The 21962-nt window shown below is 71.5% G+C and carries 21 protein-coding genes and 1 pseudogene; 7 read left to right on the top strand and 15 right to left on the bottom strand.

The window, feature by feature from the left end; genetic code table 11:
- Positions 1-37: 37 nt before the first annotated feature.
- From ACZ5WK_RS30785 to ACZ5WK_RS30765, 5 genes are read right to left on the bottom strand one after another with little or no spacing between them, the layout of a single operon-like run.
- A complete protein-coding gene (locus ACZ5WK_RS30785) occupies positions 38-1012 on the bottom strand; it encodes a phosphotransferase family protein (RefSeq protein WP_465552219.1) in 975 nt (324 codons plus the stop codon).
- Positions 999-1967, bottom strand: coding sequence for a Gfo/Idh/MocA family protein (locus tag ACZ5WK_RS30780; RefSeq protein WP_465552217.1), 969 nt, complete (start codon positions 1965-1967; stop codon positions 999-1001). The genes ACZ5WK_RS30785 and ACZ5WK_RS30780 overlap by 14 nt, the downstream gene beginning before the upstream one ends.
- Positions 1964-2608, bottom strand: coding sequence for a dTMP kinase (locus ACZ5WK_RS30775; RefSeq protein ID WP_465552215.1), 645 nt, complete (start codon positions 2606-2608; stop codon positions 1964-1966). Before ACZ5WK_RS30775 ends, ACZ5WK_RS30780 begins: the two co-directional genes overlap by 4 nt.
- A complete protein-coding gene (locus ACZ5WK_RS30770; RefSeq protein WP_465552213.1) occupies positions 2605-4152 on the bottom strand; it encodes a glycosyltransferase family 2 protein in 1548 nt (515 codons plus the stop codon). Before ACZ5WK_RS30770 ends, ACZ5WK_RS30775 begins: the two co-directional genes overlap by 4 nt.
- On the bottom strand, positions 4149-4355 hold the full coding sequence (locus ACZ5WK_RS30765) for a hypothetical protein (RefSeq protein WP_465552211.1): 207 nt from the start codon (positions 4353-4355) through the stop codon (positions 4149-4151). The genes ACZ5WK_RS30770 and ACZ5WK_RS30765 overlap by 4 nt, the downstream gene beginning before the upstream one ends.
- A gap of 1011 nt (positions 4356-5366) precedes the next feature.
- Between ACZ5WK_RS30765 and ACZ5WK_RS30760 the strand changes: the two genes are divergently transcribed.
- The gene (locus ACZ5WK_RS30760; RefSeq protein ID WP_465552324.1) at positions 5367-7250 is read left to right on the top strand and encodes an APC family permease; all 1884 of its coding nucleotides are present in this window, start codon (positions 5367-5369) and stop codon (positions 7248-7250) included.
- Positions 7251-7337: 87 nt separating this feature from the next.
- Here ACZ5WK_RS30760 and ACZ5WK_RS30755 read toward each other — a convergent pair whose 3' ends face one another.
- The gene (locus tag ACZ5WK_RS30755; protein ID WP_465552209.1) at positions 7338-8516 is read right to left on the bottom strand and encodes an RICIN domain-containing protein; all 1179 of its coding nucleotides are present in this window, start codon (positions 8514-8516) and stop codon (positions 7338-7340) included.
- Positions 8517-8752: 236 nt separating this feature from the next.
- Between ACZ5WK_RS30755 and ACZ5WK_RS30750 the strand changes: the two genes are divergently transcribed.
- Entirely contained in the window at positions 8753-11263 is a 2511-nt protein-coding gene (locus tag ACZ5WK_RS30750) for an ATP-binding protein (protein WP_465552207.1), read from the top strand.
- A 17-nt stretch (positions 11264-11280) separates the two neighbouring features.
- On the opposite strand, the gene ACZ5WK_RS30745 is transcribed toward ACZ5WK_RS30750, so the two are convergent.
- The 3 genes from ACZ5WK_RS30745 to ACZ5WK_RS30735 form a co-directional block, all read right to left on the bottom strand.
- Positions 11281-11787, bottom strand: a complete 507-nt coding sequence (locus tag ACZ5WK_RS30745; RefSeq protein WP_465552205.1) for a universal stress protein — start codon at positions 11785-11787, stop codon at positions 11281-11283.
- A gap of 134 nt (positions 11788-11921) precedes the next feature.
- Positions 11922-12071 (bottom strand): hypothetical protein, encoded by a 150-nt coding sequence (locus tag ACZ5WK_RS30740; RefSeq protein WP_465552203.1) that lies wholly within the window; start codon positions 12069-12071, stop codon positions 11922-11924.
- Positions 12068-12856, bottom strand: a complete 789-nt coding sequence (locus ACZ5WK_RS30735) for a GNAT family N-acetyltransferase (RefSeq protein ID WP_465552201.1) — start codon at positions 12854-12856, stop codon at positions 12068-12070. Before ACZ5WK_RS30735 ends, ACZ5WK_RS30740 begins: the two co-directional genes overlap by 4 nt.
- A 276-nt stretch (positions 12857-13132) precedes the next feature.
- Between ACZ5WK_RS30735 and ACZ5WK_RS30730 the strand changes: the two genes are divergently transcribed.
- Positions 13133-13687 carry a universal stress protein gene (locus tag ACZ5WK_RS30730; RefSeq protein WP_465552199.1) on the top strand — a complete coding sequence of 185 codons (555 nt, stop codon included), beginning with the start codon at positions 13133-13135 and terminating at the stop codon, positions 13685-13687.
- A 7-nt stretch (positions 13688-13694) separates the two neighbouring features.
- Positions 13695-14102 carry a hypothetical protein gene (locus ACZ5WK_RS30725; RefSeq protein ID WP_465552197.1) on the top strand — a complete coding sequence of 136 codons (408 nt, stop codon included), beginning with the start codon at positions 13695-13697 and terminating at the stop codon, positions 14100-14102.
- A gap of 171 nt (positions 14103-14273) precedes the next feature.
- On the opposite strand, the gene ACZ5WK_RS30720 is transcribed toward ACZ5WK_RS30725, so the two are convergent.
- The 6 genes from ACZ5WK_RS30720 to ACZ5WK_RS30695 form a co-directional block, all read right to left on the bottom strand.
- Positions 14274-14936, bottom strand: coding sequence for a DUF4097 family beta strand repeat-containing protein (locus ACZ5WK_RS30720; RefSeq protein WP_465552195.1), 663 nt, complete (start codon positions 14934-14936; stop codon positions 14274-14276).
- Positions 14937-15293: 357 nt separating this feature from the next.
- Entirely contained in the window at positions 15294-16535 is a 1242-nt protein-coding gene (locus ACZ5WK_RS30715; protein ID WP_465552193.1) for a serine hydrolase domain-containing protein, read from the bottom strand.
- A 220-nt stretch (positions 16536-16755) separates the two neighbouring features.
- Positions 16756-17547, bottom strand: coding sequence for an ABC transporter permease (locus ACZ5WK_RS30710; protein WP_465552191.1), 792 nt, complete (start codon positions 17545-17547; stop codon positions 16756-16758).
- Entirely contained in the window at positions 17544-18530 is a 987-nt protein-coding gene (locus ACZ5WK_RS30705; RefSeq protein ID WP_465552189.1) for an ATP-binding cassette domain-containing protein, read from the bottom strand. Before ACZ5WK_RS30705 ends, ACZ5WK_RS30710 begins: the two co-directional genes overlap by 4 nt.
- A gap of 556 nt (positions 18531-19086) precedes the next feature.
- Complete coding sequence (locus ACZ5WK_RS30700; protein WP_465552187.1) at positions 19087-19455, bottom strand: DUF1048 domain-containing protein; 369 nt, start codon at positions 19453-19455, stop codon at positions 19087-19089.
- Positions 19456-19457: 2 nt separating this feature from the next.
- On the bottom strand, positions 19458-19787 hold the full coding sequence (locus ACZ5WK_RS30695; protein WP_465552185.1) for a PadR family transcriptional regulator: 330 nt from the start codon (positions 19785-19787) through the stop codon (positions 19458-19460).
- Between the two features lie 611 nt (positions 19788-20398).
- On the opposite strand from ACZ5WK_RS30695, the gene ACZ5WK_RS30690 reads away from it, so the two are divergent.
- From ACZ5WK_RS30690 to ACZ5WK_RS30680, 3 genes and pseudogenes are all read left to right on the top strand, one after another.
- Positions 20399-21229 (top strand): SDR family NAD(P)-dependent oxidoreductase, encoded by an 831-nt coding sequence (locus ACZ5WK_RS30690; RefSeq protein WP_465552183.1) that lies wholly within the window; start codon positions 20399-20401, stop codon positions 21227-21229.
- A 28-nt stretch (positions 21230-21257) separates the two neighbouring features.
- Positions 21258-21332, top strand: a complete 75-nt coding sequence (locus tag ACZ5WK_RS30685) for a 50S ribosomal protein bL37 (RefSeq protein WP_465552322.1) — start codon at positions 21258-21260, stop codon at positions 21330-21332.
- 229 nt (positions 21333-21561) lie between these two features.
- Positions 21562-21962, top strand: a pseudogene (locus ACZ5WK_RS30680) (amino acid permease); the annotation flags it as partial.

The following is a 21962-nucleotide window of genomic DNA, read 5'->3' as shown; positions in this document are numbered from 1 at the left end:
CTTCCGGGCGGGGCGGTGAACGGGAGGCGGGGCAGGGTTACGGGCGGCGGCGAGCGCTGGAGCCAGCGTCGGGGGTGATGCGCGGGACAGCGGCGAGGTGGCCGTGGTCGAGGTCTTCGAGGTCGGCCTGGAGCTGGGCGGCCCGCAGCCGGACCATGTCCGGCTCGTCGCAGGAGGCGTGGAAGTGCAGCAGCGAATAGGCGATGCGCAGGCGGAACAGGACCAGCGGCAGCAGGCAGTCGGCGGGCAGCGGGCCGTCGAAGTAGCCCGCGAACAGGGACTCGGTCATCGGGGCCGGCTCGCGCAGCGACCAGCCGGCGAGTTCGGCCAGCGGGTTGCCGCCGCGCACGCTCTCCAGGTCGACGACGCCGGTGATCTGCTGGTCATCGGTGAACAGGTGCCGGCCGACCCAGTCGCCGTGCAGGAGCCGGGGCGGACTTGAGGCCAGGCGGCCCGATCCGACGTCCAGGATGAAGCGGGCCCGGTGCAGCAACCCGGGCAGGTCGATGCCGTCGATGCTTGGGACGCTGCGGGGCGCAACGCTGAGGAACCAGTCCTGGATGGTGGCGTGCTGGCCGATGCCGTGCCCGTCGAGCTGGCCGAAGCTGCCGACCTCGATGCTGTGCAGGCGCCGGAGCACCTCACCCGCGCGGGTCGCTGCGTCCTGGTCCTGCGGCGTGGGCGGTTCGCCTTCGACGGGGCGGCCGGAGCAACGGGTCTCCACGCACGCATCCCGGCTGTGCCAGAGGATCTTGACGGCCGGAACACCGGCTTCGCGCATGCGGGCCGAGGCCCAGGCGGCAGTCGGGTAGCGCGAGCGGCTGCCCGCACGGCGGACCTTGACGACCAGGTTGTCGCCGTCGCGGGTGGTGACCGCGAAGGGGAGGCTGTCCGTTCCAGCCTTGAGCGGGGTGAAGTGCGCGTCGGCGGCGTCGAAGCCCGCCGCGGCGAGTGCGTCGACCAGCAGTGGGTGCGGGCGGCTGGTCAGAGTCGCGGCGTCAGAGGTGGGCATCGGGCACTTCCGGCACGGGGACGGGGCGCCGCTGGGTGGCGGATGCCAAGGCGGCGTCCAGCAAGGCGATGGAGGCGAGGTTGGCGGCGGCGGGCACCGGCAGGGGGCTGTCCTGGTGGAGGGCATCGACCATGGCGGTGATGCACCGCTGGTAGGCCGGCGGACCAGCCTCGGACGCGTTCCGCGCCTGGTGGGGATCCGGGGCCCACCGTGCGGCGAAGCCTCGGCCCTCGACGCGCCAGTCACCGTTGGCGTCGGTCCGCAGGGCCGGATCGACGATGTACCCGCCTCGGTAGGTGAACAGGGAGCCGTCGGCGAAGCGGACGGTGATCGCGGCGATCGCGTTGTGGGCCGCGAGGAAGCCGGTCGCCGTCTCCGTGCAGGTGACGTCGGTGGGCGGCGCGGTGATCAGCGCGCGGACCTGGTCGAAGGCGTGGACGGCGAGGTCGGTGGTGACGGGCAGGTGCTGGCCGTTGCGGAAGCCCGGGCCGGGCAGGGTGACCAGGGTGTCGGCGGTGACGGCAAGGGGCGCACGGCCGCGGGAGCGGACTGTGTCGGCGAAGGCGAGGAAGTCCGGGTCGGCGCCTCGGTTGTGCATGACGGCCAGCAGCAGGCCGCGTTCGCGGGCGAGGTGGACGAGGTCGAGGGCGTCGGGCAGGTTCAGGGCCAGCGGCCTCTCGGTCAGGACGTGCAGGCCGTGGGCGAGCGCCGAGCGGCTGACGGGGTAGTGGAGTTCGGGCGGGGTGAGGTTGACGACGACGTCGGCCTCGGCCTGGGCGAGCGCCTCGGTGAGCGTCGAGGCGAAGGCCGGGCTCAGCCCGTAGCGGGCGGTGAGGGCCCGTGCCGCCTGCTGGTCGGGGTCGACGAGGGCGGTGATCTCGATCCGCCCGTCGGCGAGCAGGGATCGGGCCCAGCGGCTGGCGATGGAGCCGCAGCCGGTGATCACGGCTTTCATGATGCCTCCTTCAGTGGATGCGGCGCGCAGGCCGAGCCGGGGTGGTGTTGGGCGGCCTGGTGGCGGTGGACGTGGTCGAGGGCGCGGGCGGTGAGTTCGTCCGGCGAGCCGCAGTTGGCGTCGAGCAGGGCGACGGCCGGGGCGAGCGGGTGGGCGAGGTAGGAGTTGAAGTGCTCGCTGAAGTGGCGGTCGTAGAAGATCGTCGGCATGCCCTTGCGCAGGCGGGCCCGACGGGCGAGCACGTCAGGGTCGGCGGTGAGCACGATCGTCAGGTCGGGCATCGCGACCGGCCGGCCGGTGACCAGGCGCCTGGCCTGGTCGTCGCAGTCGAAGCCGTTCATCCGGCCGACGGCGTGGGCGTGGGCGAGGAGGGTGTCCACGGTGCGGTCGAGGATCACGTCCCGGCCCTCGGCGGCGGCTTGCCTGGTCCGGGTGAGCCGCAGGTCCTCGACGTCCAGGAACTCGGCGATGTTGGCCAGCTGGTGTTCGGCCGTGAACGGCTCGGGGGCCGGCAGCCGGGTGGGGTCGGGGCTGGCGTGGTAGTAGCAGGGGATGACGGCGGGCCGGTTGAGGTGTGGGGCGAGCCTGGCGGCCAGCGTGGTCGTGCCGACGCAGCTGACGCCCTCGATGCCGAGGATCACGCGAACTCCCTGTCCGTGGTGGTGGATGGGGCGGTGCGACGGTTGCTCTTGGGAGCGAGCGCGGTGTGCCGGGTGCCGGTGACCGCCCAGCGGCCGAGCGCGGTCAGCGGACCGACGCTCTTGAGTAGGAGCCCGGCCAGTGTCTCCGCGCTCCGCAGGGCGGTTTCCCGGGCGGTCAGTGCCTGGCCTTCGGCCGCGGCGAGAGCGCGGACCGGTGCGACGGTGGCTGCGCAGAGCGCCGTCGCGGCCGCCGCCCGGATGGGCAGGCGTGTGCGCGGGCCGAGCGCGAGGGCCAGGCACACGGCCGTCGCGGGCGAAACCAGCAGCCAGGCCATGCCCCGGTAGGCGCCGATGGTCAGGGCCGCCGCATGGTCGCGGCGGCGGCCATGACCTTCGGCGTGCCAGCGGGCGGCGCACTGCGGGTAGTCGAGGTAGCTCTGGAACCAGCGCTCACTCTGGGCCAACAGCTCGCTCAGGTACTCGGCCGCCGGCACAGTGGTGGTGAAGGGCAGGCTGTCCACCGGGATGCCGTCCAGGGTGAGCCGGTAGCCGAAGGCGACGTCGTCGAGCACTGTGAAGGTGGGCAGGCCGCCGACCTTCCGGAAGACGTCCGTACGCACGAGCAGGCCGTGGCCGACAGTCTGGGCCAGCCCCGGCAGGCCGGGGCCGGTGTGCGGGCGGCGGGCGGCGTCGGCGTACTGGCGGAGGTTGGGGATCTCTCGTCGCAGGCTCCACAGGGTCTGGGCCCGGGCGGCGCCTCGGCACAGGCTCCGCTCCCACCAGGTGCCGGCCGCGTTCTGGGTGACGAAGCGGGCGGACTGCTGGACGACGCCGGGCAGCTGGCCGTCGCGGGCCCGGTGGTGGGCCAGGAACTCGGCGGTCCGCTCCAGCAGCTCACGGCTCGGGCGGGAGTCCACGTCGTAGACGGCGATGTACTCCTGATCCGCGTCAGCGATGGCGAGCTGTTCGACTGCGGCGTTGACCTGCGCGGCCTTGCGCCCGTCGCCCCGGTAGTGGACGTGCCGGACCAACGGCCCTTCTCCCGACAGGCGTGCGAGCTCCGCCGTGATGACGTCCGCCGTGGTGGGGAAGCCGGACAGCACCTCGGCCGCGACGGCCGACGTCAGCGAGCCCCCGCCGGTGCCGGCCAGGGCCTCGCCGAGGGCGGCCAGCTCGTCGCCGGTCAGCTGCGGGAAGCGCTCCACCGTGAGGTCGGCCGTTATCGCCCCCGCGAGCCGGGCGGCGAGGTGCCGGCGCTCGGCCTCCTCGCGGGCGGTGGACACCAGGGTCAGTGTCGAGCCGGGGAAGTCGCGCAGGAGCGGGACGTACCAGGCCGGCACTTGGGTGACCTGTTGTTGCTCTCGCAACACCGGGATGACGACGTGCAGGACCATCGGCCCCGCCGACCGCCGGTCCCCAGGCTGATCGGCCCAGGCCAGCGTCCGGCGGACCTGCCGCAGGCCGTTGGCGTTTCGCGCGGCCACGGCGGCGGCGATCCACCAGGTGGCGCTTCGCCACAGCGGCGTCCGCCCTTTCGTGTTCACCCGGTGCCGCCGTCGGCGACGTAGTCGTGGAACAGGCGATAGGCGTCCCGGAGTTCGCCGGCTTGGTAGGTGTCCTGCCAGGGCTTGTCGGGGCCGGCGAAGTGCACGAGGGCGGCGGTCTTCTCGTCCTGAAGGAGCTGGGCGAGCGGGCTGTCGGCCTCGGCGTAGTGGATGAAGCCGGGCTGGGCGGCCTGCGGCGACATGGCGAAGGTGTTCCACCGCCGGTCCAGCCGAAGGCTCTCGAAGGAGCAGTCGACGAGGCGCTCCGACGTGGCGGGTCCGCGAGGTCCGACGATTGATGACGTGTGACAGCTCCGACGACCTTCTGTATCCGGTGCCGGCGTCAGCGCGTCGTTAGCAGCCGTGTCGGCCGAATCAAGGAAATGTCAGGGCCGCTCGGCAGCTGCCCGTGTCGGAATAGCCTCGGGGGCGTTCGAGCCGTTCGGGCCCGTGGGGATCCGGACCGGGGTGACCGCCCCGGGACATCCGGGAGTTGACTCGGGCCGGTCGTCCCGCCGCATCGAATGATGCTCTACCGGAGGTGAGGTCCACGTGGCCGTTCTCAGTGCCTTCCAGCGCCGGCCGTTTCCTTGCGGCTCCCGTACCTGGGAGTCCGTGGGGGCAGCCTTGGCGGCGGTCGTCCGCAGGCTCGCCGACAGTCCGCTCGACAGCAGCGTGCTCCAGGCCATGGGCGGGGCCTCGGCCTCCGGTGCGGTCGGAGCCGGTCGCCGGGGGAGCAGGATGGGCGCGACCTGGCGACCCGTCACAGGCTCGGACGGCATTCGGCGCCTCGAAGCCCGGTGGGAATCCGAGCACTGAACGTCCCTGCCTGCGCCTGTCGGTGGTCGCGACGCGCACGCGGCCGGGGCTGCGTAGCGGCGCCGCGGTGTCCGTGCGTGGGCGGGCCGCTGTGTCCGGCCGAAACCCTCGGATCTGCCGGAGTCTCCGGAAGATCCGAGGGCTTCGGGCGGGTCTCGGGGCGGAGCCGTGTGGCCGATGTGGAGTGTTCCGCCATTGTGGCGACTTCATCCCGACGTTGCCCGGTCTGATCATCCGAGTCGCATACCCTGTCGCCTTGCCGTCTGCCCGGCGGCGAGGCGGTTCGAATCTGTGGACAGGGGTGCGGCGTGGTTTCGTCGGGTTCAGTCGATCCGGGGGCCGTGCCGTCCGGACGGCAGCGCTTCCGTGCGTGGTTGCTGGAGGGGCTGGCCGACATGGCCAAGCAGCACCCCGGGCCGCATGCGCAGGCCCCCGTCGAGCACAAGGGCCAGCGCTGGTGGCGGGTGATGTGCCTGACCGGCCTGGACTACTTCTCCACGCTCGGCTACCAGCCGGGCATCGCCGCACTGGCGGCCGGCCTGCTGTCGCCGGTGGCGACCATCGTGCTGGTGCTGGTCACGCTGTTCGGTGCGCTGCCGGTGTACCGGCGGGTGGCGCAGGAGTCCCCGCACGGCGAGGGTTCGATCGCGATGCTGGAGCGGCTGCTGTCGTTCTGGAAGGGCAAGCTGTTCGTCCTGGCGCTGCTGGGCTTCGCCGCCACCGACTTCATGATCACCATCACGCTGTCCGCCGCCGACGCCACCGCCCACCTGGTGGAGAACCCGCACCTGAGCAGTGCGCTGTCGGGCAAGCAGGTGCTGATCACGCTGATCCTGGTCGCCCTGCTGGGCGGCGTCTTCCTGAAGGGCTTCAGCGAGGCGATCGGCCTGGCTGTCGTCCTGGTCGCCGTCTACCTCGCGCTGAACGTGATTGTGGTCATCACCGGCCTGTGGGAGGTGCTGCAGGCTCCGCACCTGGTCGGCGACTGGGCCGACGCGTTGACCGCCGAACACGGCAACGCGATCGCGATGATCGGCGTCGCACTGATCACGTTCCCCAAGCTCGCGCTCGGCCTCTCCGGCTTCGAGACCGGCGTCGCGGTGATGCCGCACATCGAGGGCGACCCGGAGGACACCGAGGAGAAGCCGACCGGCCGGATCCGGGGCGCCAGGAAGCTACTGACCACGGCGGCACTGATCATGAGCGTCTTCCTGATCACCACCAGCTTCATCACCACCCTGCTGATCCCGAAGGCGGCGTTCGAGCCCGGCGGGGAGGCCAACGGCCGCGCCCTCGCCTACCTCGCGCACGAGTACCTGGGCAACACCTTCGGCAGCATCTACGACCTCTCCACGATCCTCATCCTCTGGTTCGCCGGGGCCTCCGCGATGGCTGGCCTGCTCAACCTGATGCCTCGCTACCTGCCGCGGTACGGCATGGCCCCGCACTGGGCGCGGGCGGTGCGGCCGATGGTCATCGTGCTCACCCTGATCGCCTTCCTGGTGACGTGGATCTTCGACGCCAGCGTGGACGCGCAGGGCGGCGCGTACGCCACCGGCGTGCTGGTGCTGATCTCCTCCGCTGCCATCGCCGTGACCATCGCCGCGCGCAAGGCCCGGCAGCGTAACTGGACCATCGGCTTCGCGGTGATCGCGGCGGTCTTCCTCTACACCACGGGCGTGAACATCGCCGAGCGGCCGGACGGAGTGAAGATCGGTGCCTGCTTCATCGCCGGCATCGTCCTGGTGTCGCTGCTCTCCCGGCTCAAGCGGGCGTTCGAACTGCGGGTGACGGACGTCGTGTTCGACGAGGCCGCTGAGCGGTTCATCCGTGACTACGCGCACCGTCCGCTGCGGCTGATCGCCAACGAGCCGGACAACCGGGACCTCGCCGAGTACCAGGAGAAGAAGCGGCAGATCCGGGCGGACAACGACATCCCGGCCGAGGACGACCTGGTCTTCGTGGAGGTGACCGTGCTCGACCCGTCGGAGTTCGAGGCGGCGCTGCGCGTCCGCGGCGAGGTGATGCACGACCGGTACCGGGTGCTCTCGCTGGAGAGTTCCAGCGTGCCGAACGCACTGGCGGCGCTGCTGATGCAGGTCCGGGACCGGACGGGGCAGCAGCCGCACATCTACTTCGAGTGGACGGAGGGCAACCCGTTCGCGCAGTTCCTGCGGTTCTTCCTGTTCGGGCAGGGCGAGGTCGCGCCGGTGACGCGCGAGGTACTGCGGGAGGCCGAGCCGGACCGCAACCGCCGCCCCCGCGTGCACGTCGGGTGAGTGCACGCCGGCGAATGAGCGGGTCCGGTGCCCGGTGGCTGCGAAGCCATCGGGCACCGGACCGGTCCTACCGGACGGGCAACCGGCTCAGCCGGTGATCGTCCACTGCTGCTCCTTGGAGCCTTCGCAGGTCCACACCCCGAGCGTCTTGTTGTCCTCGTGGTAGGTCAGGCAGTCCTGGTCGCTGATCCTGATCTGGTAGGTGTCGCCAGCGATGTTGAGGACCTCCCACTTCTGCGCCGAACTCCCCTTCCAGGGAGAGACGTTCGCGAGGTAGGTGCCCGTGTTCTCGGTGAGGTCGGGGCCGAGGGCGTTGGTGATCCGGTAGCGGCCGCCGCCCGCGTCCTGGAAGGTCCACTGGGAGCCGGCGCCGCTCGGCTTCCCGGCGATCACCGTCGAGCCGGCGGCGTCGCCGGTGGCGACGGCGCCGAGGTTGTTGACCGTCTTCAGGTGGACCGGGGTGCCGGTCGGCGGGTGGCCGGGTCCGGACGGCTTGGCGGGCACGGCAGGCGTGCCGGGCTTGGCGGGCACGCCCGGTGTGGCGGGTACACCGGGCGTGGCCGGCTCGCCGATGATGACGCCCGGCACCTCGATGGGCATGGCGGGGACGGTCGGCGATGCAGGCCTCCCGGGGTCGGCCGGGCTGCCGGACGGCGCGCCGTTCACCATGGTCGGCTGGAAGTTCACGACGGCGTCGGTGTGGTTGTAGCGCTGGCCGGGGCGGCTCGTGCCCGGCGGGTAGGCCCAGTTGTGCTCGCGCGTGGTGCGGTTCCACTGGCCGTAGAAGGCCCAGTTGCCCCAGCCGCCGTCGAACCCGTTGGCGAAGCTGCCGCCGCCGTAGAAGATCCAGATCCGGTAGGTCTGGTCCTCGCGCGAGGTCTGGTCGCGGTAGGTGACGTCGGTCTGGAAGGCGACGTTCTGGAGGTTCTCCTCGTAGTTGTGGACGTACCACGGATCTCCGAAGGCGTTGTTGCCCTTGATGTCGAAGATCATGATGTTGTAATTGCCGCCGGTTTGATTCACCAGCATGTCGAGCAGTCCCTTGACGAAGTCGGCGCGGGCCTTGTTCTTGGCCTCGCCGCTCTTCTGGGCCTGCTGGATGCACCACACGAAGGCGGTGGACCCCGGCGTCACCACGTTCGCGGCGTTGCAGTTCTCCTTGGCCGGGTCGAAACTCCCGTCGGCCGCCGCCGGGCCGGCCAGGCCCAGGACCACCGCGGCGCTGAGGCCCGCGGAAAGGACCGACAGCCTGCTTTTCGAACGCACGGATTCTCCGTTTCCTGATGACTGTTGATGACCGGAAATCACCATGGCACCGGGCGACGCTGTCTTGATCGTTTGGCCTGCGATCCATACGCCGCCCATGCACGGCCTGCGCAAAGGGGCAGGACGTCGGGCCCTTCGGGGCAGCGCCGGCCGGGTCAGCCTCGCCCGGGCCACCACCCCGAGACACCGGACCCGGGCCGGGGCAGCATGGACGTGACAGAGGTGGTGAGCGGGCCGTGCCGGGGAAGCTGCGGGTGTTTCTGGGGGCCGCGCCGGGGGTCGGGAAGACGTACGCCATGCTCGCCGAGGGACGGCGGCTGCGGGCCGGCGGGCTGGACGTGCTGGTCGGGTTCGTCGAGACGTACGGCCGCCGGGGCACCGAGGAGCAGCTGGGCGACCTGCCGGTGCTGCCGCGCCGCACGATGCCCTACCGGGGGATCGAGCTGACCGAGCTGGACGTGGACGCGTTGCTCGCCCGCCGCCCCGCGCTCGCCCTGGTGGACGAGCTGGCGCACACCAACGTCCCCGGCAGCCGTAACGCCAAGCGCTGGCAGGACGTGGGGGAGCTGCTGGCGGCGGAGATCGACGTGGCCACGACGCTCAACATCCAGCACCTGGAGAGCCTCAACGACGTCGTCGAGCAGATCACCGGGATCACCCAGCACGAGCAGATCCCGGACGAGGTGGTTCGCGCAGCTGACCGGATCGAGCTGGTGGACCTCAGCCCGCAGGCGCTGCGCACCCGGATGGCGCAGGGCGAGATCTACGGGCCCGACAAGATCGACGTGGCGCTCGACAACTATTTCCGGGCCGGGAACCTCGGCGCTCTGCGTGAGCTGGCCCTCCTCTGGCTGGCCGACCGGGTGGAGGAGGAGCTGGCCGACTACCGGGCCCGGCATGGCATCCGGGCACCCTGGGAGACCAAGGAGCGGATCGTGGTCGCGCTGAACGGCGCGCCGCAGGGCGAGCACCTGATCCGCCGGGGTGCCCGGACAGCGGCCCGGGTGCACGGCGACCTGATCGGTGTACACGTGCGGATGGACGACGGCACGGTGCAGGCCGAGCCGCTCGGTCTGACGGCCCAGCGCGGGCTGCTGCGCGAGCTGCACGGGAGCTTCGTGGAGATCAGCGGCAGCGACATCGCGGGCGCCCTGGTGGACTTCGCCCGGACGGAGAGCGCGACCCAGATCCTGCTCGGCCCGACGAGCCGCTCGTGGCTGCGGGAGCTGGTCTCCGGCTCCGTGATCAACCGGGTGATTCGGCTGGCCGGGCCGATCGACGTGCGCGTCCTCCCGCCACCCGCGCCCGGCCTGCTCACGGTGCCGCCCGGGCCCCGGCGGCGTCGGCCGGCGGCCGTGCCGGCCCGGCGGCGGCGGGCGGCGTGGCTGCTCGGCCCCGCGGGTGCGGCCGCGGTGGCGTGGGGGCTGTCGCCGCTGCGCGACTCGCTGGGCCTGTCCGGGGCGCTGCTCTGCCTGCTGCTGGCCGTCGCCGGAGTGGCCCGGCTGGGCGGGTTGTTCCCGGCGGCCGGGACCACCGCGGTGGCGGCACTGGCCGCGGACTTCTTCTTCACCGAGCCCTGGCAGAGCCTTGCTGTGACGCATGGCGCCGATCTGGCGGCGCTGCTCGTCTTCCTCGCCGTCGCCGGGATCATCGCCCATCTGATCGACGGACTCGCCCGCCGGTCCCAGCAGGCGGCCCGCGCACGGGCCGAGGCACAGGCGCTCGCAAGGATCGCGGGCGAGTCGGTGCAGGACGGAGAGCGCGCGTTGCCCGACCTGCTGGAGGGGCTGCGGCTGGCGTTCGGGCTGTCCGCGGTCGGCATCCTGGTACCGGACGGTACGGACTGGCGATCGGTGGTCGCAGTCGGCGGGCCGCTGCCAGGCCGTCCGCAGGATGCGACGTTCGCGGCCGAGCTGGACCGGGGTGCCGTCCTGGTGCTGGCGGGCCGCGCGCTGAGTGAGGAGAACGCCCGGCTGCTCGGTCCGTTCGTGACGCAGCTGCGCCTCGCGCAGGAGCGTGAGCGGCTGCTGGGAGAGGTGGCGGCGGCACGGACGCTTGCCCGCACCGATGCCCTGCACACGACGTTGTTGGAAGCGGTCGCCCATGACCTGCGCGAACCGTTGGCGGGGATCAAGGCGTCGGCGTCCAGCCTTCGCTCCGAGGAGGTGAAGTGGTCGCCCGCGGACGTGCGCAGGCTGTCGGAGATCGTGGACGAGGAGGCGGACCGGCTGACCCACATGGTTGCCAACCTGCTCGACCTGAGCCGCCTGCGGGCGGGTCGCGTGCCGGTCTCACTGTGGCCGACCGATCTGGCCGATGTGCTGGTCTCGGCCGTCGGCAGTCTCCCGCCGGCCGGGACACCCGTGCTGCTCGACCTTCCCGAGGACCTGCCGCAGGTGGAGGCCGATGCCGGGCTGTTGGAGCGGGCGCTGGCGAACGTGCTGGCCAACGCCCGGACCTGGTCGCCGCCGGGTGCCGCCGTCCGGGTGGATGCGGGCGCGGTGGCGGGTCGGGTCGACGTCCGTGTCGTCGACCGGGGGCCGGGGATCCGTGAACAGGATCGGGATCGGCTGTTCGAGCCATTCCACCTCAGCCGGCACGGCCCCGGCGGCCGGATCGCCGGGGTCGGCCTCGGGCTGACCGTGGCGAAGGGGTTCACCGAGGCGATGGGCGGCGAGCTCACGGTCGAGAGCACTCCGGGTGGTGGGACGACGTTCGTCTTCGGCCTGACCCGGGCGACCCGCTAGAGCTGGGCGGCCCGGTGTCAGGCGGTCGCGCTGCGGTGGAGTCCTGCGGCGAGCGGGACGGGGGCGCCGCTGCGGGCGGTGAGTTCCAGCTTCTCCAGCAGCGCCGACGGCGAGACGGCGATCACGGGGCAGGGCGCGTGGGTGCGGCAGTGGCGGGTGACGGAGCCGTGCAGCAGGTGGTCGAGGCGGCTGTGGCCGCCGGAGCCGACCACGATCAGGTCGTCCGGGCCGGTGGCGGCTGCGACCAGGGCCGGGCCGGCCGGGCCGCGGATCACCAGGGGGTGGAGGACGAGGCCGGCGGGGTAGCCGCCGTAGGCCTGCTCGAAGGTGGTGTCCAGGCGCTTGCGGGCGGAGTGCTCCAGCTCGGAGAGGGGCCGCAGGCCGTCGCGGTCCGACGGCTCCCAGGCGGTCAGCGGGACGAGCACCGCCGTGCGTCGGGTGGCCTCGTCGACGGCGCGGTACAGGGCTGCGAGACTGCTCAACGACCCGTTGAGTCCGACGATCACCCGTGTGGTGGCGGTCATGGCCGCTCAACTCCTTCTCGGTGTTTCGTTGCCCCCAGTGAAACCCGCGGCGGGGGTGGGGGAGCGGCCGCTGATGGGGCTCTGACGGCCGTCGCGCGCTTTTTGACGGGGCCTTGACGGTGCACGCCGGAGGGTCAGCCGAGGCCGGGGACGGACTGGAGCAGCAGGTCGATGGCCTTGATGCCGAGGAAGGGCAGGACCAGGCCGCCGAGGCCGTTCCACCGGACGTCCTCGACGCGACCCTGACGCGACGACCTGACGACCTGTCGGCCGACCGCAGTCACCGGGACGCGGCCGGGCCCGCCCAGTACACGACCTCGCGCCGGACGGCCCGGAAGCCCGCGGCCTCCGCGAGGGTCCGGCTGGCGAGGTTGCTCTCCGGAGCGGACCACGTCGGGGTGAGGCCGTGCGCGCGGGCGCCGTCGGTGGCCGCCTGGACGCAGGCCAGGGCGAGGTCGAGGCGGCGGAAAGCAACATCGGTTGCGACTGCGATCTCCAGATGGTCCCGGCCGACGAGGTACCCGCAGGTGAGTGAAGCCAGATACGGGCCGAGGAATGCGCCCCAGGCGAATCCGCTCGCCGCGAGTTCGCGGTGGCCGCCCCAGGTCCCGGCCGTCCAGTGCGGCTCGCCGCTGTGTTCGGCACCGCCGCGCAGCGCGAAGCGGTCGAGCCTGCTTTCGTCGCCCGGGCCGAGCGGGCGGACCCAGCCTGCGGTGTGCGGCGACACCGGACGCGGGCGTTCCCGCTGGACGTACAGCACGCGCACCCACGGGGTGAGGTGGGTGAAGGCGCGGCCCAGCAGGGGGAGGAAGCGGTCCGGGGCGTGGAACTGGCCCCGGCCGAGGCCGGCGAGCAGCGCGGGGTCGAGCCGGGCCGGGTCGCCCCGGAGCAGCCGCTCCGGTCCGCAGTGCACCAGCAGCGCACGGACGGAACCAGGATCGTCCGCCCACCAGCTGCCGTGGCCGCTCCGCTCGACGTGGGCGGCCAGGGTGGTGGCCCCAGGGAGCTCCGGGGTGAACCACTCGGTGGAGGGGAACGCGGCGACGGGGGCGGTCACGGAAGCGGGCACCCGTCCAGTACCGCGCACCGGACGGCCCCATCGGCCGGCCATTGACGGAAGCCTGGCGCTGATCGGCAGGGCTCTGACACAGCCCTGGCGCGATCCGGGACGCGGCCGCAGGCGACACGGCGTCAAGACCGCGTTCGGATCATGGTCGGGCGCGTCAGAATCCCGTCAAGGCCGCGCTGATCGGCCGTCCCCGGCGGCTTGGCTGGAAGCGGCTGAAAGCAGCCGAGGACAAGACGCGTGAAAGACGCGTGAACCGCAGCGGCGTGAGGACAGGACATGAACGGCAGCCACCCGAACGACGAGCGGCCACAGGGCCGCGTGGTGGTCGGCGTCAGCGGCTCCCTGGGCAGCCTGGCCGCCCTGCACCGTGCGGTCGCCGAGGCCCGCCGCACGGGGGCCGAGGTCGTTCCCGTCCTGGCCTGGGAACCGCCGGGCGGCGAGCTCGGCTACCGCCGCTCCCCGTGCCCGCCCCTGCTCGCGGCCGTCCGCGACGCCGCCGAGCAGCGCCTGCGCGACGCCCTGGACGCGGCCTTCGCCGGCGCCGGCCCGGGTGTGCCGATGCATCCGCTGGTCGTCCGTGGCGAGACCGGCCCCGCGCTGGTGCAGACCGCCGACCGCCCAGGGGACCTCCTCGTGGTGGGGCAGAGCGGCGGCCTGCTGCGCCGCCGACTGCGGCACTCCGTGACCGCCTACTGCATGCGGAAGGCCGGCTGCTCCGTGCTCGCCGTCCCGCGGCCGGAGTTGCAGCAGGAGCTGGAGTCGCTGCACCGGCGCAACCAGTGGCACCTCCCGGTTGGGCCTGCGCCCGAGCTGGTCCGCGCGAAGGGATAGGCCCGTCGTGCGGATGTACTCGGCCCGCCCCGGCGGCCACCGCTACCACCCCGTGCTGGAACGGCTGCCCGTCGCGATGTCGGGCACGGTGACGCTGGTCGCCGGCGGGGCCCTGGCACTCTGCCTGGGCCGGCTCGGTGAGCTGCACTCCGGCTGGCTCGCGTACGCGGCCTACACCGGGCTGAGCGCGCTGCTCGGAGCCTTCTCCCGGCCCTCGGCGGCACCGGTGATCGGCATGGCCGCCTGGCTGTGCTGCAACGCCTTCGCCGAGCACAGCCACGCCGAGCTCGGTTGGTCCGGCGCCGGCGCGGAGAGCGGCCACTACGCGCTGTTCACCGCGGCCGCCCTGCTTCTCGCGCTGCCCGCGGCCCTGCCGCGCCGGGCAGTTAGGGTCGACCGGCTGCCGATCGCCTGATCGTCATACGTGTCTGGGTGCCGCCTCCGCCCGAGGCGGCACCGCGTACGAAATCTCCGGGCCCTGCACGGGGATCGCAGGCCCCTCCCGGCAGACGGTCGAGTCCCCGGCGACGGCCGCCGGGATCCCCATCGCGGTGGGCCCGGCCGGCCGGTCCTGGTTCTGCTTCAGTCAGAGGCTGCGGGCGGTGATGTCGCCGTGCGAGGTTGTGGCGCGGATGTCGAGTTCGGCGGTGCCGTCGTTCCTGAGGGCGTTGCTGATGCGGCCGTAGCTGGTGCCTGCGTCCAGGGAGGCCGAGACGCCGGCGGCGGCGCCGACCGAGATGTCGCCGGACTGGGTGCTGAGCACGACCGTCCCGCGCACGGCCTCGGTGATCCGGATGTCGCCCCGCTGGGTGCTGATCTCCGCGGGGCCGCCGAGGCGGCCGATCTCGACGTCGCCGTCGGTCGCGGTGAGGCGGACGCTTGCGGCCTCGTCGATCTTGATCTGGCGGTACGCGCCCTCGAAGGCGATGTCGCCGAGGCGTCCGACGCCGGTGAGCTCGGTGGCGGCGGTCCTGGCCTCGATGTGGGAGCCGGCGGGCAGCTGGACGGTGACCTCCAGGGAGCCGGGGCCGAGGAGCTGGTTGTCGGGGGCCGAGGCCGTGATCCGCAGGACGCCGTCGGCGTAGGCGACGTCGGTCTGCTCGGCGGTCTTGGTGTCGCGGTTCTTGGAGGGGTTGGCGGGCAGGACCTCGACGGTGGTGTCGGCCCGGTCGGCGGCGATGAACCGGACGCGCCCTGCGGGGATGTCCAGGACGACGGAGACCGGGGCGGGGGTGTCGAACTTCTGCATCGTGCTCTCCTGTGCTCGTGTTTCTGGCATTGGAAACGCTACGTTGCTTTTCGTGATCTGGCAACTTACCTGTTGCGTTGAATGGACATTTATGCAGGCAGAGCCATGATTAATGTTGCAACGGTCATGAAAGTAACGCAACGATAGCCGCTCTGATCATTGCAATGGATGAGGTGAACGCTACAGTCGAGGGATCAGGGGCCGTGGTCACCCAGGGGATCTCCCATCCTCGGGCGACCACGGCCCCGACATGCAGGGCGAGGCCGACCTCGCGGAACCGTCGGCGGTTCGGTCGCCGAGGGGCCGGCCGCGGGGCGTCGCGGGCTGACCGGGGCCGGCCGGGACGCCGCGTCGGTGTCAGTTCTCGATGGCCTGGTAGACCGTGGTCCAGAAGTCGTGCATGAGCTGCACCGAATTCGGGACGGACGTCCCGACCTGGGTGAGCAGGATTCCGGTGACCTGGTTGTCCGGGTCGGCGTAGGTGGAGGTGCCGCTTCCGCCGTCCCAGCCGAACTGGCCGATGGGTGCGTAGTCGCCGCGGTACGTGCGCACCGCCATCCCGAAGCCCCAGCCGCCGTGCTGCCCTTGGCCGAAGGACACGTGGACGTTGTCGCGGGCCATGGCGGTGCGGGCGGCGTTCTGCTCGGGGGTGAGGCGGTTGGTGGTCATCAGCTGGGCGGCGGCTCGGGACAGGATCCGTTCGCTCCCGTGCATCCCGCCGTTCAGCAGCATCCGGAAGTAGGCGTGGTAGTCGTCGACGGTGGAGACCAGTCCGCCACCGCCGCCCTGGAACGCCGGAGGCCGGCTCCACCGTCCGCCGGCCGCCTCGTCCCACACCTGGAACTCGCCGGTCTGCGGATCGGGGGCGTAGAGGGTGGGAAGTCGGGCGATCCTGTCGGCGGGCACGTGGAAGCCGGTGTCCTTCATGCCGAGCGGGTCGAAGACGCGCTCGCGAAGGAAGGTCTCGAAGGGCTGGCCGGTGACCCTGGCGACGAGCACGCCGAGGAGGTCGCTGGCGATTTGGTACTGCCAGCTCTCTCCGGGCTGGCGCATCAGCGGAAGCGTGCCCAAGCGGCGCATCCACTCGTCCGGCTCGGGCATCGGTTCCGGCAGATTGGGTGTGAGCCCCTGCTCGAAGACCGCGTTCATGATCGGGGTGCCCAGCGCCGTCATATCCATGCCGAGCCCGAAGGCGGAGGTCAGCACGTCCCGTACGGTGATCGGTCGCTTCGCCGGCACGGTGTCGTCCAGTGGGCCGTCGATCCGCTTCAGCACCCGCCGGTCGGCGAGTTCCGGCAGCCACGGCTCCACCGGGTCGTCCAGTCGCAGCCGGCACTCGTCCAGCAGGACCATCGCCGCCGCCATCGTGACCGGCTTGGACGTCGAGGCCATCCGGAAGATCGTGTCCCGGCGCATCGGCGCGCCGCCGTCATGGCGCATCGTCCCGACCGCTTCGACGTGCGTCTCACCGCCCTGGCTGACCAGAGTGACCAGCCCGGGAATCTTTCCGGACTCGACATGCCGTGCCAGTACTTCGCGGATTCGGCGCAGCCCTGTTTCGGAGAAGCCGCTGCGCTGGCCGGTGAGCGTGACGGACATGGTTGTGCGCTCCTTTGATTGAGCAGACGGGTGGTGGAATGTGGTCCTTGTCGGCGCCCCGGGTGCCTGGATGGCTCAGGTCGCCTCGCCCGAGCGGATCTCACCCTCGGGCGACCCGGCCCTGGTGCCCGGCTGACCTGCGCTGTCACGCGGGCGAACGACGCTGTGTCGGAGTACGCCGCCCTGGAGCGGGACGGGCTGCGGGAGGCAGCCCGCGCGCTCATTTCGGGTCGCGGTTGAACTGTGCCGTCGACCAGCGGTAGCCGAGCGCGGTCAGGCCGACGCACCAGGCGATCGCGATCCACCCGTTGTTGCCGATGTGGGTGCCGAGCAGCAGGCCGCGCAGGGTCTCGATGGCGGGCGTGAACGGCTGGTACTCGGCGATCGGCTGGAACCAGCCCGGCATCGTGTCGGCCGGGATGAAGGCGCTGGAGATGAGCGGGAGGAGGATCAGCGGCTGTGCGCTGTTGGCGGCCGCCTCGGCGTTCGGGCTGGCCATACCGATGCCGACCGCGATCCAGGTGAACGCCAGGGCGAACAGCGTGAGCAGTCCGAACGCCGCCACCCACTCCACGGCCGTGGCGTCCGTGGACCGGAAGCCGATGGCCACGGCGACGGCACCGACGAGGACCACGCTGGCGACGCACTGCAGCACGCTGCCGACGACGTGTCCGACGATCACGGAGCCACGGTGGATCGCCATCGTGCGGAAGCGGGCGATGAGGCCCTCGCTCATGTCCATGGAGATGTGCACCGCGGCCCCGATCACGGTGCTGCCGATGGTCATCATCAGGATGCCCGGGACGATGTAGGCGATGTACTCGGAGCGGTCGGCGCCGTGGCCGCCGATGCCTGCGCTCATCACGTCTCCGAAGATGTAGACGAAGAGCAGCAGCAGCATGATCGGCGCGAGCAGCAGGTTCAGGGTTCCGGACGGGTAGCGCCGCGCGTGCAGGAGGTTGCGGCGCAGCATCGTGGTCGAGTCGCGGACGGCGAGGGAGAGGGAGCTCATCGGACGGCCTCCTTGGGCTGGTTGGGGATGTTGGCGGGGCCGGTGAGGGCGAAGAAGACGTCGTCGAGGTCGGGGGTGTGCACGGTCAGTTCGTCGGCCTCGATGCCGGCGGTGTCCAGCCGGTCGAGGATGGAGCGCAGCTCGCGCTGGCTGCCGTCGCTGGGGATCTGTAGTGCCAGCGCTTCGTCGTCCGAGGTCGCCTCGCGCAGGGCGACGGCGGCGCCCTGGTAGGCGGCCAGGTCGGTGAAGCGGAGTCGCACGTGTCCGCCGGGGATGAGCCGCTTGAGTTCCTCGGCGGTGCCCTCGGCGGCGATCCTGCCGTCGTTGAGGACGGCGATGCGGTCGGCGAGTTCGTCGGCCTCGTCCAGGTACTGGGTGGTGAGGAAGACGGTGACGCCGTCGGAGACGAGCTCGCGGATGATCTGCCACATGTTGTGGCGGCTGCGCGGGTCGAGGCCGGTGGTGGGCTCGTCGAGGAAGAGGATCCGCGGGTCGCCGACCAGGGTCATGGCGATGTCCAGGCGGCGCTTCATGCCGCCGGAGTAGGTGGAGGCGGGCTTCTTCGCGGCCTCCGTGAGGTCGAAGCGCTCCAGCAGCTCGGCAGCGGTGCGGCGACCCTTCTGCTTGGACAGGTGGTGCAGGTCCGCCATGAGGAGCATGTTCTCCTCGCCGGTGATCAGGCTGTCGACGGCGGAGAACTGGCCGGTGACGCCGATCGCGGCCCGCACGGCCTGCGGGTCGGCGGTGATGTTGTGGCCCGCGATCTGGGCCTGTCCGCCGTCGGCGGTGATGAGGGTGGAGAGGATCTTCACGGCGGTGGTCTTGCCGGCGCCGTTCGGCCCGAGCAGCGCGAACACGGATCCGGCCGGGATGTGCAGATCGAGGCCGTCGAGGACGGTCTTGTCGCCGTACGACTTGCGCAGACCGACGGCGGAGATGGCAGCCGGCGACGGGTGGCCGCTGCTCCTGCTGGATGTGGGCATGACAGATGAAGGCATGGAGCCCTCCCGTTCGAAGGCTGAAGTGACTGGGGGTGAGCGAGCTGAGGATGGTTCTTCGGGGTCGGGCGTCCAGCAGCCGCGGCGTGGCCTGGACGTAGACCCGGCTTGACCTGTCGCGTCGGTGGGCCGGGAGCGGGCCGGCAGGTCATCCGCGATCCAACCGGCGCCCTTCAGGTGTCGCGGCCGGGCTGTGAGCACCAGGTTCTCCCGCGCGGTGAGGATCTCGTCCACGGCCGAGACCTGCCCGGTGAGGCTGAGGGACTCACGCACCTGCGCATCCTGCGTGGCGACGTCGAAGCCGTTGACGGTAACCGTCTTCGCATCGGCCTTGAGCAGCGGGGACAGGTATGTTCACGACCGTGTCCTTGCCCGCCCTGTTCGGACCAGGCAAGGCAAAGATGCTGCCCGGCTGCCCGGCTGCCCGGCTGCCCGGCTGCGCGGCGAAGGGCACGCCGCGCAGCTCGTTGCTCTTCTGTCTGCAGGACTCCTCAGGGCCGTGCACGCGGATCGACGGTTCGGAGTTCGTGCGTGCAGTCTCTCAGGACGCCTGGTCCTCGGCGCGCGCGAGGTCGTCGGCCAGCCGCTTCCGCGCGCGAGTGGGGACATAGCCCCCCTCCGAGTAGTTCTGGGCGAACGCCTCGACGAACTCCGGGGGGTCCTCCCCGACGATCTCGCGGATCGGCATTCCGTCCGCCGCGGCCTGTTCGAACAGGTCGGCGAGGTCTTCGAACATCGACGCACTGCTGTCGCCGTCGGTCGGCACGAAGTGCATCAGGTACCGCTCGATCGCTTCGACCGCCGTGCGGTAGTTCTCGGGAAGCTCCTTGACGCGGGTCTTGTACGCCCTCCAGCGCTTCTTGGGCCCGATCACCTTCGAGATGAAGCCGCCCTTTTCGACGTCGGACATGGTCACCCTCCCCCTTCGCGGAGCTGTTCCAGTCGTTCCGTGAGGAAGCTCCACGTCCTCCAGAACTCTTCGAGGTACTCCCGTCCCTGAGCGTTGAGGGAGTACACCTTGCGTGGCGGCCCCTTCTCGGAGGGGACCTTCTCCACGTCGACGAGGCCACGCTTCTCGATCCTGACGAGCAGCGCGTAGACGGTCCCCTCGGCGATGTCGGAGAAACCCTGCTCCCGAAGCCCTGCAGTGATCTCGTAGCCGTGCGCGGGCCGGCCGGAGAGGGACGCGATGATGATGCCCTCCAGTGTGCCCTTGAGCATCTCCGTCTCCAGCTTGGACATGGGAAACCTCCTTCCTGAGGTATCTAGTGTTACTGACTACTGCTACACAGTAACGCTGACTACCGGTACTTAGCAAGAGGGAGTAGTGGGGGTGTGGGTCGGCACCGCGAGCACTCGGTTCAGCAGCAGTGCCGGCGGGAACCCGAGTGGGCCGCACTACTCTCGAACGCCATGTCGGAGTAGGAGGCGTGGGCGAGGTACCGCTGCTACTCGGTCCCGATTCCCACGGCTCGCGCCGATCGGACGTCAAGGGCCTGTCAGGGAGCCGTCAGGGGCCCGTCATGGACGGCGAGCAGGCTTGCCCGGGCTCCGCAGGGTGGCGTTGGATGGGGGACATGAACCGCTCGACACGCCACCACGACCGCCCGCCGCATACGCGGCCGCGGGTCGTCGCTGTCGCGGTCACCGCCGCCGTCCGGTAGGTCCGAGCCTCCCCGCTCCGCCGCCGGCCTGCGTGCCGCGTGGTGCCGTCCGCCTCCCTCGCCACTTCGCGCGGGGGAGGCGGACGCGTCCTTCACCGTTCCACCCTTCTCCGCACCACCGGCCCCAGGTGGGCGTGCACCGTCACGCCCCCAGGCACCCCGGCGGTGCCCGCCACCCTTGGATGGGTCATGTCCGACGCTGTTCTGTCCACACTGTCGTCCCGCACCGCCCTGGTCACCGGCGCCTCCTCCGGCATCGGCTGGGAGAGCGCCCGCCTGCTGGCCGGGCTCGGGGCCACCGTCCTGGTGCACGCCCGCACCACCGCCGAGGCCGAGTCCGCCGTCGAGCGGCTCGTCGCCGCCGGTGCCCGGCGCGACCAACTCGTCGAGCTGGCCGCCGACTTCACCCGGCTCCCGGAGGTCGCCGTACTGGCCGGCACCGTGGTGAAGCACTACCCGGCGCTCGACCTGCTGGTCAACAACGCCGCCGTGATGGCCCCCGAGCGCTGCACCCTCAGCGACGACGGCAACGAGGTCTCGCTCCAGGTCAACTTCCTCGCCGCGCACCTGCTCGCCAGGCTGCTGCGCGCCCCGCTCTCGGCGGCCGGTGACGCGCGGATCGTCAACGTCTCCTCTTCCCTGCACCGCACCGCCTCGATGAACTGGACGGACCCGCACCGAACGAAGAAGTACTCGCGGGTCGCGGCGTACGCGCAGTCCCAGCTCGCCCTGACCATGGCCACCGCCGACATGGCCCCGGCCGGCTCCGGCATCACCGCCGTCAGCCTCAACCCGGGCCTGTGCGACACGGCGCTGCTGCCGCTGTACGGCCGGGTGGGCGCGCCGCCGGCCGAGGGCGCGGCCGCCGTGGTCCGGCTCTGCCTGCCCGACGTGTCGCTGCTCAACGGCGAGTACTACGACGGCGGCGAGCTCGCCCCGACGGCCGCGGTCGTGCAGGAGGAGCGCTCGCAGAAGCGCCTCGCCAAACTGGCCGACCAGCTGGTCGGCAACGCCGCCTGATTCACCGACCCACCAGAGAAAGAACGACATGTCCAAGCGTTCCCGCAAGAAGAAGGCCCGGCTGAAGAAGAAGGCCAACCACGGCCGCAAGCCCGGCCGGTAACCCCATGACCCACCCGGTGCCGCGTGCCACCGGCACCGGGTGAACGATCGGCCCCCGGTGGCCCCTGTCCGAACTGTGGCGGACGGGTGGCCCCGGGGGCCGCCGCATGCGCGGAGGCGTCAAGGTGCCGTCAAGACCGCCGGTGTCCGCATCAAGGGAGCGCAGTAAGCGGTAGCCGGACCTCCGGACGGCCTCACGATCGTCACACTCACGATCGATGGAGAAACGGATGTCCGACATCACTACCCCGGCCGTCACCGCTGAGCCCGAGCCTCCGGATACCGGGGCGGGGCCGGACGAGCGTCACCGTCTGAGTGTGCTGGGCGGGCTCGCGGCGTTGTCGCTGGACGCGATGGCGTCGGTGGCGTACGGGCCGGAGTCGATCGTGCTGGTGCTGGCGGCGGCCGGGGCGTACGGGCTCGGGTTCACGGTGCCGGTGACGGTGGCGATCGCGGTGCTGCTGGCGGTGCTGGTGGCGTCGTACCGGCAGGTGATCGCGGCGTTCCCGGACGGCGGCGGCTCGTACGCGGTGGCGAAGGCGCATCTGGGGCGGCGGACGGCGCTGACCGCGGCGGCGTCGCTGGTGATCGACTACGTGCTGAACGTGGCGGTGTCGGTGACGGCCGGGGT

The sequence above is a fragment of the Kitasatospora sp. NPDC032757 genome (assembly GCF_055579305.1).
Note: the sequence above shows the minus strand (reverse complement) of the source record. Positions and strands in the feature narration are given on the sequence as shown.